Source organism: Paraburkholderia fungorum (genome assembly GCF_046027605.1).
GTDB classification, from domain to species: Bacteria; Pseudomonadota; Gammaproteobacteria; order Burkholderiales; family Burkholderiaceae; genus Paraburkholderia; species Paraburkholderia fungorum_F.
This window is the reverse complement of sequence record NZ_JAQQEF010000003.1, coordinates 444,177-458,580: the sequence shown is the minus strand read 5'-3', so window position 1 is coordinate 458,580 and position 14,404 is coordinate 444,177. Positions and strand designations below refer to the sequence as shown.

Genomic DNA, 14,404 nt, shown 5'->3' with positions numbered 1-14,404 from the left:
GCCTGTAGGGGCGGCCGTCACCTCGTCGAGCGACGGGCGGCGGGTGGCGCGTCAATGGCGCGATGCGAGATGAGACGGCTTAAGGAGATGTGCTGATGAAAACGGGAATAGGGCGGTTCGGAGCGTTCAGCGCGGCCACGGTCATGACGGCGCTGGTTGCAGCCCCGATGCCGGCGGTGGCCGCGAGTGGCGGAACGATTAATTTCTCTGGGGCGATCGTGGCGCCGCAACTGGTGATTTCGGCGGCCCCAGTCCTGGTGCCTGCCGGGGCCCGGATCGGCGCAGGCGGCGGGCGGCTAGCGCAGACGGCTTCAGCGGTCACGCTGACCTTTAGCGCGCCACCGGGTATGGCCACGGGCGCGGATGTCGCGCTTCAGGTGAACAACGGCGCGACGGCGCGTGGCGTCCTGGCTGAGCGTTTTGTCGATAGCGGCGGGCGGGTGTTTCGCGCCGCCCGTGATGGGCACTACCGGATCGGCCGCGACGGCGGGGTGTTGTCGCTTGCGCCGAAGAGTGCCGCGCAGGGTACCCGGGTGACGGTTGTCGTTAGTTACGATTGAGGGACGCTCTGCGGGGCGCTTTGCGGCAACTCGCCTGCAAGCGCGCAGACGCGCCGCGCCCCGCGGGCCTGAACAGCATGAAATGGTCGCGACGGTAAGCGAACCACTCAAACCAGAAATAAAAATTCAAAACCGGCTGTCATAACCGGTCTCGTGGTTCGACAAACGTGCAGATCCTGATGGAGCACGCCATGCGAACCGCACCAACCCGCCGAGCTTTCAGCGAAACAGTTCCCCCCGCCATACCGGGGCGCGACACGATTCACCCCGTGTGGGTGCGCATCACGCATTGGCTCAATGCACTCGCGGCGATCCTGATGATGCTGTCCGGCTGGCGCATCTATGACGCGTCGCCGATCTTCAAAGGCTTGACGTTTGCGCCGGCAATCACACTCGGCGGCTGGCTCGGCGGCGCGCTGCAATGGCATTTCGCGGCGATGTGGCTGCTGGTCTTCAACGGTCTGCTGTATCTCGCGCTGAACCTCGCCAGCGGGCGCTTCGTGCGCAAGTTCCTGCCGGTCTCGCCGCGCGCCGTGCTGCACGATTTCAGCGCCGCACTCGCCGGCAAGCTCTCGCACGCCGATCTGCGCGTCTACAACGCGGTGCAGAAATTCGCTTATCTGTTCGTCGTCTGCGATCTCTTCGTGCTGGTGCTCTCGGGTCTCGCGATCTGGAAATCGGTGCAGTTTCCGCTGCTGCGCGAACTGATGGGCGGTTACGACAACGCGCGCATTGTCCACTTCTGCGCGATGTCGCTGATGGCGGCGTTCATCGTCGTGCATCTGGCGATGGTGGCGCTCGTGCCGCGCTCGCTGCTGGCGATGCTGCGCGGACGCTAAGCCGCGCATCCACCGAGAGACGGCTGTGCGAAGCTTAAGGATATCGAATCATGAACAAGCTCAAGACAAAAACTGATCGAAAGGTCGACTCTCTGTTTGACGATAAGCTCGACCGCGAAGCGATCCTGATCGACGCCCGGCGCGAACTCGCCATGCCGTCGCGGCGCCTGTTCGGCAAACGGCTTCTGACGCTCGGTGGCCTCTCGATGCTGACCGGCTGCTCGCTCACCGACAACGATTCGGTCAACGCATTCCTCACTGCGGTATCGCGTCTGAATGACCGCGCGCAAGCCGCACTGTTCGATCCGAAGCAGCTCGCGCCGACCTACACCGAAGCGCAGATCACACGGCCGTTTCCGTTCAACGCGTTCTACGGCATCGACGATGTGCCCGATGTCGATGCTTCCAGCTACAAGCTGAAGATCAGCGGCCTCGTCACCGGTCAGCGTGTCTGGACCCTGCCCGAGTTGTACGCGCTGCCGCATGCCGAGCAGATCACGCGGCATATCTGCGTGGAAGGGTGGAGCGCGATCGGCCGCTGGGGCGGCACGCCGTTCAGCGATTTCCTGCGGCGCATCGGCGCGGACACGAGCGCGAAGTACGTCGGCTTTAAATGCGCGGACGACTACTACGAAAGTATCGACATGCCGACCGCCCTGCATCCACAAACGCTGCTCACGTTCTCCTACGACGGCGAGCGTCTGCCCGCGAAATACGGCTTCCCGATGAAGCTGCGCATGCCGACCAAGCTCGGCTACAAGAATCCGAAGCACATCGTCGAGATGTTCGTCACCAACACGTATCCCGGCGGCTATTGGGTCGACCAGGGTTACAACTGGTTCGGAGGCTCCTGACGCGCGCGGGTCGCCGGGTGCCAGGCTGCACGCTACGACCCCGGGCGGCAGAAGCTTCGGAAATACCCCCGGCTCGAGTTGAAAGCCGGATCTGATTCATCCATAACGAAACGGAGTCATCCCATGAAAAAGTTCGCAATCGCAGCACTGGCCGTCGCTTTCCTGACCAGCGGGGGCGCCGCATTCGCGCAGGCAAGCGGCGCGATGTCCAACGATTCGATGTCGAAGGATGCAATGTCGAAGGATGCAATGTCCAAGGACAGCATGTCGAAGGACACGATGAAGAAGGGCACCATGAAGCACGACAAGATGAAAAAGGGCAGCGACGCGATGGGCATGAAGCACGACGCCTCGGGTGCAATGGCCAATTGAGCGTTGCCGCCGATGCCGCTTGCATAGCTTGAGGCGCGCCTTATACGGACGTGGCAAAAGCCGGGGACACCCCCGGCTTTTTTGTTGCAAGTACGCCGAAAAGTTACGATTCTTTCGAGCGACGCGGTGGGCGCTTACTGCATAATGCGGCGTCGCGCCAAACGTTTGGCGCGTGTCAGCCGTGAATCGATTTCTTTCGACCGCCGCGGCGTTGTGGCCCCATTGGCCATCTATCGTCTTCCTGTTCCACCGACATGTCCGCCAGCCTCGCCCGCCAGACCGCATCGCCGATGCGGTGTCCGCCATCCCGAACCAGGGTCTTCAGCGGGGGCGCAGCACCTCGAGCAGCACAGGCGGATTGAACCCATGTCGCTGCAACTCCCAAGCCGCTTTCCGCGTGGATTCCCGCGTAATTTCCCAGTCCGTTTGCCGCAGTCCCGTAATGGACAGATCGCGCTCGCGCTCGCCGTCGTCTATCTCGTGTGGGGCTCGACCTATCTCGCCGTGCACGTCGCGCTCGGTTCGTTTCCGCCCTTGCTGCTCTCGGGTCTGCGCAATCTGTTTGCCGGGATCGGACTCTTCATCTTCGCGGCGCGCCGCAATCCGGTCTGGCCGAGCGCGGCTGAAATCCGTAATGCCGGCCTTGTCGGCACGATGCTGGTCGGCTTGTCGAGCGGCATGCTGGCTTATGGCATGCGCACCGTCGGCACTGGCACCGCGGCTGTGATGGTCGCGACTGTGCCGCTGTTCGCGACGGTGATCGCGGCGGTGGCGGGGCGCAAGATCGGCAGAGGCGAGTGGTTCGCGGTCGGTCTCGGGCTGGTGGGTATCGCGATCCTGAGTCATGGCGATAGCGCGCCGGGGTCGGCGGGCGGCAGTCTCGCGATCCTTTGCGGCGCGCTCTTCTGGGCCGGCGGCGCGCATCTCGCCGGACGGCTGAAACTGCCGTCGGACCTGTTTCTATCGACCTCGTTGCAGATCGGTCTGGGCGGCGCGATGTCGACACTGGTCGCGTGGGCGTCGGGCGAGCGGATGATGGAGGTGCATGTGTTGCCGGTGCTGGCCTTCATCTACCTGATGCTGATCGGCACGATGGCCGCCTATGTCGCGTACGGCTTTCTGATCCGGCATACGAGTCCGATCATCGCCAGCAGTTGCATGTACGTGAATCCGGTGGTCGCGGTGGCGCTTGGGGCGGTGTTGCTGGGTGAGCCGGTCACGCATTCGACGGTGATTGCAACCGTCGTGATTCTGGCCAGCGTGGCTCTGTCTTTCTGGTTCGATTACCGGAAGAAGGGCCTCGCTTGAGGCGCGGGCGGCTCGCAGTCCGCTGCCTGTCTATCGCTCCTCGGTTGCCGCGTTCTGTGTTTCGTTGCTTGAGAGCGCAGCGGTCACTTACGCTTGCCGCCGCGTCACAGCACAGCCGCCACTTCCGCACCTTCGCGAATCGCGCGTTTCGCATCCAGTTCGGTCGCGACCTTCGCGCCGCCGATCACGTGATAGCGCGGAACCTTCGCCCCATTGGGGCTTGCCGCGTGGCTAGCGGGTTGAGCCCCATTCGCAGCACTCGTCGTGTCCGCACCTCGTGCCGCCGTTGCCGGATACAGATCGCGTAGCGATTCCTGCCCGGCGCACACGACGATCGTGTCCACCTCGAGCCATTCTTCGACACCTGCGCGCGCAATCTTCAAACCGCGGTCGCTGATCTCCAGATACGACACGCCACCCAGCATCTTCACGCCGTTTCTGGCCAATGTCGCGCGATGCACCCAGCCCGAGGTCTTGCCGAGCCCCATACCGAGCTTGCCCGCCTTGCGCTGCAACAGCCAGATCTCGCGGAACGGCTGCACCGGCGCCGGCGGTTGCAGGCCGCCGCGTTCCCGTACCGCGAGATCGACACCCCATTCGGCGAGCCATGCATCGCGCGGCATCGGCAGAGGATCGCCGGCGCGATGCAGCAAAAACTCACTGACGTCGAAACCGATCCCGCCCGCACCGATCACCGCGACTCGGCGTCCCACCGGCGCACCGCGCAGCACATCCACGTAAGACAGCACGTTCGCCCCGTCGATGCCGGCAATCGCCGGGCTGCGCGGCACGATGCCGGTGGCGATGATCACGTCGTCGTAAGCGCCCGACGCGAGCAGGGCGGGATCGACACGCGTATCGAGCCGCACCTCGACGCGATGCCGCTGCAACTGGCTCTGAAAATAACGGATGGTTTCGCTGAACTCTTCCTTGCCCGGCACGCGCATCGCCAGATTGAACTGGCCGCCGATGGTTGCGCTCGCATCGAACAAGGTCACGCGATGCCCGCGCGATGCCGCGACGCTCGCCGCGGAAAGTCCCGCCGGGCCCGCGCCGACCACCGCGACCGAACGCGCGGCCTGCGGGCCTGCGAGCGGCCGATAGACCAGTTCGGTCTCGCGGCCGGCACGTGGATTCACGAGGCAACTCGCGCGCTGGTTCTTGAACGTGTGATCGAGGCAGGCCTGATTGCAGGCGATACAGGTATTGATTTCGTGCGCGCGTCCTTCGGCGGTCTTCAGCACGAATTCCGGATCGGCCAGTAGCGGTCGCGCCATCGACACCAGATCACCCGCTCCCTGAGCGAGCAGTTCTTCCGCAACCTCGGGCGTATTGATGCGGTTCGACACGATCACGGGCACCTTGACCGCTGCCTTCAGCCGCGCGCTGAGCGCGGCGAATGCTGCACGCGGCACCGAAGTCACGATGGTCGGCACGCGTGCTTCGTGCCAGCCGATTCCCGTGTTGAACATCGTGACGCCGGCGGCCTCGAGCGCCTGAGCGACCTGCACGGTTTCTTCCCAGGTGTTGCCGCCTTCCACCAGATCGATCAGCGAGATCCGGTACACCACGATAAAGCGTTCGCCGCACACCGCGCGCACGCGCTCGACGATCTCGCGCGCAAGCCGCATGCGGTTCTCGATGCTGCCGCCGTAGCGGTCGGTACGCTGGTTGGTGCGCGGACACAGGAACTGGTTGAGTAGATAGCCTTCGCTGCCCATGATCTCGATGCCGTCGTAGCCTGCGCGTTGGGCGAGGCGCGCGCAGCGTGCGTAGTCGCGGACGGTGCGCGCAATGCCGGCTTCGGTGAGCGCGCGCGGTTTGAACTTCGAGATCGGCGACTTGAGCGCCGACGCTGACACGACGAACGGCTGATACCCATAGCGGCCCGCGTGCAGGATCTGCAGCGCGATCTTGCCGCCTTCGGCATGCACGGCTTCCGTTAGCAAGCGGTGGTTGCGCAGGTCGAACACCGAATTCAGTGTGCCGCCGAAGGGCAGCAGCCAGCCTTGCCGGTTCGGCGAGATGCCACCCGTGACGATCAGGCCGACCCCGCCTTTCGCGCGTTCGCGGAAATACGCGGCCAGCTTCGGGTAATTCCAGAATCGGTCCTCCATACCGGTGTGCATCGAACCCATTACCACGCGGTTGCGCAAACTGGTGGAGCCGAGGTCGAGTTCAGCGAGTAATTGTTGGTAAGACATGGAGAGGACCGTGTAAGTATTGGACGCGCACGAACAATACACCGCTCATCGGGCCAACCCTCCGAGGAAAAATTCTAATCCGCGCAACTCCTTGCTCCGTAAGACATTCTTCAGGGTGCACACGCCATATCGAAGCCTGCGGCACACGCATTGCTGAATGCGAGCGTCCATCGACACGGACCGCGCCGCTCATAAAAAACAGGCGCGATGTGCAGCAGGGATAGGAGGGGGCACTTCATTTCGGAGAGCCGGGCTGAAGCCGTTTCAACGACCGACGGACCAGGTTTCAGACGGCGCGATGTCCGAAGCTGAGCGCCCACAAATTAACGGGTCGAGCGCCCAACATCGATATAGGTGAACACAATGAAAATGATCCGAACCATGGCGGCTGTGGTTGCGGTTGCATCCGTCTTGAGCGCGTGCGGTGGCGGCTCCGACGACGTAGGCAAGGAACTCGGTTTGACTAACCCGGAGATTCATTTCATCCACGCCATTCCGGGCGGTCCGGCAGTCGACTTTCTCGTGAACGGTACGGCGCCATCGGGCCAAACGAATATCGCCTACAAGGGCGTGACGAACTTCACCAACATCAATACGGGTTCGACCAACGTCGGCTACTCGGCGACCGGCACGACGACCGCGCTGGCGAGCGGCAACTTCCCCGATGTGGCGAAGGGCCACGAATACACAGTGCTGGCTTTGCCGGGCCTGGCCGCGCCGGATATCGGCCTGATCGACGATCCGTTCGACAAGGGCCTGCTGTCCAACAGCGCGCGCCTGCGTGGCTTCAACGCATCGGCTAATGCGACCAACCTCGACTTCTATCTGGTTCAGGCAACCAGCACTAACATTAGCGCGGTCAGCCCGACGATGGCAGGCGTGTCGTTCAAGAATGCGGTGCCGGCAAGCGGTCAGGATTCGATCTACGTCTCCGGCGGTCAATATGTGCTGATCGCGACGGTAGCGGGCAGCAAGACGCCGATCTTCCAGTCGCAGTCTTTCTCGCTGTCGAACAACGCTGACTGGCTGGTGACGTCGGTGCCGATCGCCGGGGCACTGAGCCAGCTCGTGCCGGGGCAGATCCATCTGCTGATTGCACAGAACGGCAATACGAGCACGCCGAGCGTCGAACTGGCGAATACACTGACGGGCCAATAAGGCGTCAATAAAGCGTCAACAAGCCTGCGAATCAGCATGCGTACATAGCATGCGACATACACGATAAGCGACAGGGCCTGGGAGGACAGAGCGGCGATCCACGTGCGTGGATCGCCGTTTTGTTTGGAGGGCCGCGCACGGATCAGACGGCTTGGGCCATGAAAAAAGCCCGTCGCGGTTTCCCGCGACGGGCGTGGAGATCGTGCATTGCAAGGTGCCGCGAGGCGCCCAGCAATCGATGGGTTATCCCTAACTTACTTGGCTTGTTCGGCTGAGTTCGTGATGGCGTTGCCGCCCTTCGAAATGTCCTGCCCAGCCCCCGCCATCGTGTTGCAACCGGCGAGCGCAGCCGTCCCTGCAATGAGAAGCAAAGCGATCAGTCGATTCATGAAAGTTCTCCTTGTCGAGAATGCATCGGTTGACGTGCCTATGTTTTACGGCCCGTGCTAGCTGGGCTAGCTGTCGTCCGACCGGGGCTTACGCCAGTCGATCCGGTCTGATTGCATGGTAAAAAAAGGGCGGGGATCGCGCTGTCGGTTGCGCTGCGATTTTTTTGTAGGCGTGCTCCGGTGTTTGCGTCGGCGCACGCCTACACGGGTTTCTGCAACAGGTCGCAAGGCCTTATTCGACGGACGTTTGCGACGGCATCGAGGGCGGCAGATCGACCGATGGCGTTGCCGTGCTGACACTCGGCATTACCACATGGATGTCGGTGCCGCTCGGCACGCCGCGCTGGATATCGAAGCGCCCGCCGTGCGCGGCGACGCGTTGGCGCATGCCGAGCAAGCCGTGGGTGTGCGTGCGTTTCAGATCGGCAGGCATGATGCCGACGCCGTTGTCGGCGATATGCAGCGCCACCTGGCCGTCACCGACCTGCAAGGCGATCGACACCCTGGAAGCGTGTGCGTACTTGGCCGCGTTCGTCAGCGACTCTTGCGCCACGCGAAAGAGCGCGATCTCGGTTTGCTCGTCGAGCTGGATATCGTCGGCGGGCAGGTGCGATTCGAGCATCCAGTTGTTGCGCTGCGCGGCTTCGTCGGCGAGCGTGCGCAGCGCGGTGACCAGCCCGAAGTTCGCCAGCACGGTGGGCCGCATGTCCTCGATGATGCGGCGCTTCAGCGCGATGCCCTGGTCGAGATTGGCGAGTGCGCGTTTGAGTTTCTCCGAGATGTCCGGGGCGCTGTCCTTCAGTTTGCGATTGGCCCAGGCCACGTCCATTTTGCTCGCGGTCAGAATGGCGCCGAGTTCGTCGTGCAGTTCACGCGCGAGCTGGGTTTTTTCGTTCTCGCTGACGGCCTGCAAGTGCCAGCCCAGCGCTTCGAGCTGACGCGTGCGTTCATTGACGAGCTGGTCGAGCTCTTCCTGTTGCGTGATCAACTGACGCTGCACACGCGCTTGCCGATCCATCTGGATGCCGAGATTGCGAAACAGCAGGATGAACAGCACGATGTTCAGCGCCGACAGCCCGGCCGCGCACAGCGTGGAGATGCGCTGGTCGGCGCGGCTCGCGTCGAGCGCGTGCTGCGCGCGGCGCTCCTCGTTGTCGCGCAGCAGCGTGAGGGTGTTGTCGACCAGGGCGGCGTCGGCGGGACTGGCCTCGCTCGCGCTGCCGCAGGCGGAGAGATCGAGTGGCTGCGGTGCCGCGCGTTGCAATGCAGCAGCGCCCGCACCGATGCGCGCATCGATCAATGCGGCGATTTGCGTGAAGCTCGCGAGCTCGGCGCTGTCCGCCTTGCCGCCGCGGTAGAACCGGCTCAGTTGTTGTTCGTTCTGTCTGATGCGCACAGCGGTCGCGCAAAAGCCATGAGCCGACGCGTCCTGCTTCGTCAGAAGAAAATCGCTTTGGTGTGCGCTCAGACTGGCTAGCTGACTGGCGAGCGTGCTCAGTTGCACGGTGATGTCGCGTGCTTCGAGCGCGGTTTCGTATTCAGCGGCAATGCGCTCGCGCGCGGTTTCGAGAATCACGAGGCCGCCGACAGTGATGACGATCGCCACGGTCATCGCGATCGCCCAACTGCGATTGCGCATCCAGTCGCTCAGTCGCGCGGCGGCACCTGGATTCTGCGTGTTCGACACATTCGGCACATTCGGCTCCTGGGGTGGGGCAACAGTGTAACGTTCACCGGCTCGAGGGTTCGAGGAGGAATTGCGTGCATTGCCCTTTGAGTCGCATCCTTCGCGCCTAAATCACCGAGGCAAGTGGCGTAACGCTGCCGTAATCCAATGTAAGCGGATTCTCACACGAAAAACGGCGTGCGTCGGAATGCGCCCGCCGTTGCCGATCGATAGGATGAACCTGATCGTTCATTGGTTGATTCTGGAGGAAGCCATCATGTTGAAATGGGCATTGTTCTTTGCCGTCGTGGCAGTGATCGCCGGCCTTCTTGGCTTTACCGGCGTTGCCGCGGGCGCGGCGGCGATTGCGAAGTTCCTGTTTGTCGTGTTCGTGATTCTGTGCGTGGTGTTCCTCGTGCTTGGCTTCGTGGTGACGAAGAAAATCATCGATTAGCGTCGCCCGATGAGGCCGGTGCGTGCCGTTTCCGCGATTGTGAGGGAGCGGTTCGTTTCAGGTTTGCGCTTCAGATTTGCCTTAGGAGCGCTCAGGTTCACTCCAGCTTCGTTGTACGCAGATACCAACAAGGAGAGTCGCCATGCTTCACTATGCCATCGTCTTTTTTGTGATTGCGATCATTGCCGCCGTGTTTGGCTTTACGGGTATCGCAGCGGGCGCTGCGGAAATCGCGAAGATCCTGTTCTACATTTTCCTCGTCGTGTTCGTGGTCACGCTGCTGCTCGGCGTCTTCCGAACGTAGACGAATACGCCGTCCTTAAACCGGCGTATCAGGCGCGATTCGTGCGTGGTACGCAATTCCCCCCAATACCGGATAAAGGAGAGAATCAATGGCAAAGTCTTCTGGCGCCCAAGGCGCAGCATCTCAATCCAGCGATCCGTTCGTGATGGATATTCAAAAGATCCGCGACGACGCGCGCAAGCACATGTCGGATGGGCCGGTCACGCAGAGCTACGGCGCGGATCGTGAGACGGTGCTGAAACTGCTCAACGACTCGCTGGCGACCGAAATCGTCTGCGTGCTGCGTTATAAGCGGCATCATTTCATGGCCAAGGGCATCAACTCCGAGGCGGTGGCGGCAGAATTCGCGGAGCATGCGGCGGAAGAGCAGGAGCATGCCGACCGTATTGCCGAGCGCATCGTGCAGCTGGGCGGCGAGCCGGATTTTGCGCCGGACGGATTGAAGACGCGTTCGCATTCGGAATACAAGGAAGGCGACAATCTGACGGACATGATCCGCGAGAATCTGATCGCAGAGCGGATTGCGATCGATACGTATCGCGAGATCGTGCATTATCTCGGCGAGAAGGACGTGACGACGCGCCGTTTGTTCGAGGAAATTCTCGCTGTCGAAGAAGAGCATGCCGATGATATGGCGGATCTGCTTGAGGGCCGCGAGTAGCAAGTCTGAAGTGACGCAAAGCAGCGCGGACGACGAGAAGCGGACGGCAAGAAGTAGGGTTGTCGGGAAGCGGATGGCGATAAGCGTGGATGTTGAGAAACGTTAATCGATAGACGCCGGGCGTCCGCCATGCGAATTGTTGTTTCGGCGGTTGCGCCTATCCAGTTGCAGGTTGCTGGCGCGGGAGGGTCTGGATGGTTTCCCGCGCCGGCAATGTTCGCCGTTTCTAGTGCTGTGGCTTTACACCTTCGACCGAGGCGCTGGCGAAGGTCATTACAATGTCTGCTTTGGAGCAATCCTATTGCACGGACACGAGACCGATGATTCGAGTGTTGATAGCTGACGACCATGCGATCGTCCGAGGTGGCTTCAGGCAGTTCGTCGCTGACGAGGCGGACATGTGCGTCGCGGCCGAAGCTGCGACCGGCGACGAAACGATTAGCCTTGTTCGGGAGCAGGCATTCGATGTCGTGTTGCTCGACATTGCGATGCCGGACAAGAACGGCATCGACACGTTGCGTGTGATCAAGCAGGTGCGACCGGAGCAGGGCGTGCTGATTCTGTCGGGCTATCCGGAGAGCCAATACGCGATCAATCTGCTGCGGGCAGGCGCCAACGGTTACCTCAACAAAGATTGCGAGCCCGAGGAGATTGTGCGGGCGATCCGCGCGGTGGCACGCGGGCACCGTTACCTGTCGGAGGCAGTGGCCGATACGCTGGCCGATAATCTTGACAAGCCGGCTGCCGGGCGGCCGCACGAAGCGTTATCCGAGCGCGAGTTCCAGATTTTCTGCAAGCTTGCGGCGGGACAGATTCCGACAGAGATTGCGGAGGAATTGCATTTGTCCGTGAAGACCGTGAGTACGTATCGGGCTCGCGTGTTGGAGAAGATGCGGTTGGCGAACAATGCCGATCTGACTTATTACGCGATCAAGAACGGCTTGATCGAATAATGAACGATCGAGACACATCGATGAATAGCGAATCGAAACCTGTTGTCGAGCCAGCCAGTCGCGCGCCGTTGCGCGTGCTGCTGATCGAGGATTCGCCGCTGATCCGCAGAAGCCTGGTCGAGGCGATCGATGCATCGGGTTTGCTGCGGGTGGCCGCGTATGCGGATTCTGCCGATCAGGCGATTGCTTTGTTGAGCGATGAGGCTTTTGATGCGGTGATTGTGGATTTGCAGCTGAAGCAGGGGTCAGGGGTGCCGGTGCTTGCTTATTTGCAGCGCGAGGGGCTGATCGATTCGGTGTTTTCCGCGGTCCTGACGAATCACGCCTTGCCGGCGTATCGGGAGCGTTGCGAGCAATATGGTGTGCGGCACTTTTACGATAAGTCGTTCGAGTTTGATCGGGTGATTGATGCTTTACATGAGTATGCGTTTGCGCGGGGCGCTGGGTGAGGGGTTGGTTTGGTTTTTGGGTTTTTTTGTCTGCCTGTGGCGGTGGGGTTTCCCCGGTTTTGTTTGCCTGTTTGGCGCTTTGTCTGTATGCCTATGGCGGTGGCCTTTCCTTGATTTCTTATTGGTCTATTAGCGTCGCCCCTGTGCGGGGCGGCACCTACTTTTCTTTGCCTGCCGCAAAGAAAAGATAGGCAAAAGAAAGCGGCTCACACCGCCAGCCCATAAGCGGGTCCCCCGCACAGTTGCGGTAGTGGAGCATCTGGAATCGGTGTCCTCGCACATTCGGCGTGAGTGACCAGGCAGTCATACTTCCCGCCTCGCACTGCGTGCTCGCCAGAAGGGTTCATCTGAAACATTAGGCTTCGTTTGGACGCGTTGGGACTCATCGGTTTCACCCCGGCAAAATGCCCTGACGATAACCGGGAGAGAGGCAGAGGCAGAGATGCATATGGGCGATACAGACCCAGCTACTGCGCCAAACGAAGCGTGACCGCGAAAAACGCTGCGGGTGATTTGAAGAAGCGCTCTTCGGCGCGCGCAGCGCCGCCGGAAGTATGACAGCGTTGCGAAGCGAAAGAGATGACTGCCACGGGTCCGGGGCGAAGCCGCGAATCCCATCACGCGCCAAAGAAACCGTGGGTTCTCGATGAACCTTTCCGGCGAGCGCGCAGTGCGAGGCGGGAAGTATGACGGCCTTGTCACTCGCGCCGAATGTGCGAGAACGCAGATTCCAGATGCACCACTACCGCGACTGTGCGGGGGACCCGCTTGTGAGCTGGCGGTGTGAGCGGCTTTCTTTGCTTATCTTTCTTTGCCGCGGCAAAGAAAGTAAGTGCCGCCCCGCACAGGGGCAACACTAATAGACCAATAAGAAATCAAGGAAAGGCCAACACCATAAAAGCACAGCCAAACAAAGCGCAACGCAAACAAAAGAAATCAAGCCAACGCCAAAGCCCTAAAACCACAGACACGAACAAGCGCCGCAGGCATTCACCCCTTGGCTGGAAGCCTCAAATGATTCCACGCCGCCAGCCCGGCAAAACCAACCCCAGCAACGCTAACTCCAACCCATCCAAAAGCCGGCCAAACCACAGCACCGACCCCCGACCCCGCGGCGCCGCCAATAAAATAAGCCACCATATAAACCGTATTCACGCGACTCCGCGCATCAGGCTTCAGCGCGTAAATCCGCGATTGATTCGAAATCTGCGCAGCCTGCACGCCAATATCAAGCACGATCACGCCGATCACCAATCCAGCAATGCTCTTCGCCGACAAGGCGAAAACCACAAACGAAATCGCCACCAGCACAATCGACAGCGTGATAATCGCCCGCGGTCCGCGCCGGTCGGAAAACTTGCCGGCGAGCGGCGCGGCCATCGCACCCGCGGCCCCCACAATCCCGAATAGCCCGGCGGCCTGCGGCCCAAAATGAAACGGTGGGCCCGCCAGCAATAACGCCAGCACCGACCAGAAAATGCTGAACGCCGCGAACATCGCCGCGCCCGTCAACGAGGCTTCACGCAGCGCGCGATGTTCGACCACCAGGTGCCACATCGAGACCATCAGTTTGCCGTACGGCAGTGTCGACGTCGGCTTACTCTTGGGCAGACGCAGGATGATCACCACCGCCAACACCAGCAGTGCGACGACCGACGCACCGAATACCGCGCGCCAGCCGAAATACTCGGCGACGATGCCCGCGGCAGTCCGTGCCAGCAAAATCCCCAGCAACAGTCCACTCATCACGGTGCCGACCGCATGGCCACGCTCGGCGGCAGGCGCGAGTTCGGCTGCGAACGGTACCGCCTGTTGCGCGATGGTGGCGAGCACGCCGATCGCAAGGCTCGCGATGATCAGCACCGACAACGTGGGTGCCGCGGACGCCAGCACCAGCGCGACGCACATGCCCGCGATCTGCAACAGGATCAGGAAGCGCCGATCGAAACGGTCGCCGAGCGGCGCCAACAACAACATCCCGGCTGCGTAGCCGAGCTGCGTCACGGCCGGTACCGCACCAACCCACGAGGCGCCGTTCGGAAACGACTGCCGGAAATTGTCGAGCAGCGGCTGGTTGTAATAGATGTTCGCGACTGATACGCCGGCAATCGTCGCGAGCAGGAGCAGCAGGCCGCGCAACGACCGGTCGGCGGAAGCGGGAGTAGAAGCGTCGGATGTGGACATGAGAGGAATCGTCGACGGACCGGCCCATGCACGGTCCTCAAGCGTGCCG

General features: G+C 61.6%; 15 protein-coding genes. 11 read left to right on the top strand and 4 right to left on the bottom strand.

From position 1 onward, the window contains the following. Nucleotides 1-95: 95 nt before the first annotated feature. The 5 genes from PQR53_RS08145 (at nt 96) to PQR53_RS08125 (ending at nt 3,933) form a co-directional block, all read left to right on the top strand. Nucleotides 96-560, top strand: a complete 465-nt coding sequence (locus tag PQR53_RS08145; protein ID WP_408452166.1) for a hypothetical protein — start codon at nt 96-98, stop codon at nt 558-560. A 191-nt stretch (nt 561-751) separates the two neighbouring features. Next, nucleotides 752-1,399 carry a cytochrome b/b6 domain-containing protein gene (locus PQR53_RS08140; RefSeq protein WP_408452164.1) on the top strand — a complete coding sequence of 216 codons (648 nt, stop codon included), beginning with the start codon at nt 752-754 and terminating at the stop codon, nt 1,397-1,399. Nucleotides 1,400-1,449: 50 nt separating this feature from the next. Beyond that, nucleotides 1,450-2,253: a molybdopterin-dependent oxidoreductase gene (locus PQR53_RS08135; protein WP_408452162.1), complete on the top strand. Its 804-nt coding sequence runs from the start codon at nt 1,450-1,452 to the stop codon at nt 2,251-2,253. A gap of 123 nt (nt 2,254-2,376) precedes the next feature. Continuing rightward, nucleotides 2,377-2,625, top strand: coding sequence for a pentapeptide MXKDX repeat protein (locus tag PQR53_RS08130; RefSeq protein WP_408452160.1), 249 nt, complete (start codon nt 2,377-2,379; stop codon nt 2,623-2,625). Nucleotides 2,626-2,991: 366 nt separating this feature from the next. Further along, nucleotides 2,992-3,933 carry an EamA family transporter gene (locus PQR53_RS08125; RefSeq protein ID WP_408452158.1) on the top strand — a complete coding sequence of 314 codons (942 nt, stop codon included), beginning with the start codon at nt 2,992-2,994 and terminating at the stop codon, nt 3,931-3,933. A 104-nt stretch (nt 3,934-4,037) separates the two neighbouring features. Here PQR53_RS08125 and PQR53_RS08120 read toward each other — a convergent pair whose 3' ends face one another. Next, on the bottom strand, nt 4,038-6,137 hold the full coding sequence (locus PQR53_RS08120; protein WP_408452156.1) for an oxidoreductase: 2,100 nt from the start codon (nt 6,135-6,137) through the stop codon (nt 4,038-4,040). Between the two features lie 363 nt (nt 6,138-6,500). Between PQR53_RS08120 and PQR53_RS08115 the strand changes: the two genes are divergently transcribed. Beyond that, nucleotides 6,501-7,295 (top strand): DUF4397 domain-containing protein, encoded by a 795-nt coding sequence (locus PQR53_RS08115; protein ID WP_408452154.1) that lies wholly within the window; start codon nt 6,501-6,503, stop codon nt 7,293-7,295. A gap of 254 nt (nt 7,296-7,549) precedes the next feature. Here the strand turns inward: PQR53_RS08115 and PQR53_RS08110 are convergent, their stop codons facing one another. Together PQR53_RS08110 and PQR53_RS08105 are read right to left on the bottom strand one after the other, a co-directional pair. Beyond that, complete coding sequence (locus tag PQR53_RS08110; RefSeq protein ID WP_012433647.1) at nt 7,550-7,684, bottom strand: entericidin A/B family lipoprotein; 135 nt, start codon at nt 7,682-7,684, stop codon at nt 7,550-7,552. A 232-nt stretch (nt 7,685-7,916) separates the two neighbouring features. Continuing rightward, the gene (locus tag PQR53_RS08105; RefSeq protein ID WP_408452351.1) at nt 7,917-9,323 is read right to left on the bottom strand and encodes a sensor histidine kinase; all 1,407 of its coding nucleotides are present in this window, start codon (nt 9,321-9,323) and stop codon (nt 7,917-7,919) included. A gap of 304 nt (nt 9,324-9,627) precedes the next feature. Between PQR53_RS08105 and PQR53_RS08100 the strand changes: the two genes are divergently transcribed. The 5 genes from PQR53_RS08100 to PQR53_RS08080 all read left to right on the top strand — a co-directional run bounded on the left by PQR53_RS08100 (nt 9,628) and on the right by PQR53_RS08080 (nt 12,171). Further along, nucleotides 9,628-9,804 (top strand): DUF1328 domain-containing protein, encoded by a 177-nt coding sequence (locus PQR53_RS08100; RefSeq protein WP_179733025.1) that lies wholly within the window; start codon nt 9,628-9,630, stop codon nt 9,802-9,804. Nucleotides 9,805-9,946: 142 nt separating this feature from the next. After that, complete coding sequence (locus PQR53_RS08095; RefSeq protein WP_006052455.1) at nt 9,947-10,108, top strand: DUF1328 domain-containing protein; 162 nt, start codon at nt 9,947-9,949, stop codon at nt 10,106-10,108. Between the two features lie 88 nt (nt 10,109-10,196). Then, complete coding sequence (locus tag PQR53_RS08090) at nt 10,197-10,769, top strand: ferritin-like domain-containing protein (protein WP_323047314.1); 573 nt, start codon at nt 10,197-10,199, stop codon at nt 10,767-10,769. A 320-nt stretch (nt 10,770-11,089) separates the two neighbouring features. Continuing rightward, nucleotides 11,090-11,722: a response regulator gene (locus PQR53_RS08085; protein ID WP_408452152.1), complete on the top strand. Its 633-nt coding sequence runs from the start codon at nt 11,090-11,092 to the stop codon at nt 11,720-11,722. Between the two features lie 20 nt (nt 11,723-11,742). After that, a complete protein-coding gene (locus tag PQR53_RS08080; RefSeq protein WP_408452151.1) occupies nt 11,743-12,171 on the top strand; it encodes a response regulator in 429 nt (142 codons plus the stop codon). A gap of 990 nt (nt 12,172-13,161) precedes the next feature. Here the strand turns inward: PQR53_RS08080 and PQR53_RS08075 are convergent. Next, nucleotides 13,162-14,355, bottom strand: coding sequence for an MFS transporter (locus PQR53_RS08075; protein ID WP_408452150.1), 1,194 nt, complete (start codon nt 14,353-14,355; stop codon nt 13,162-13,164). Nucleotides 14,356-14,404: the final 49 nt, after the last annotated feature.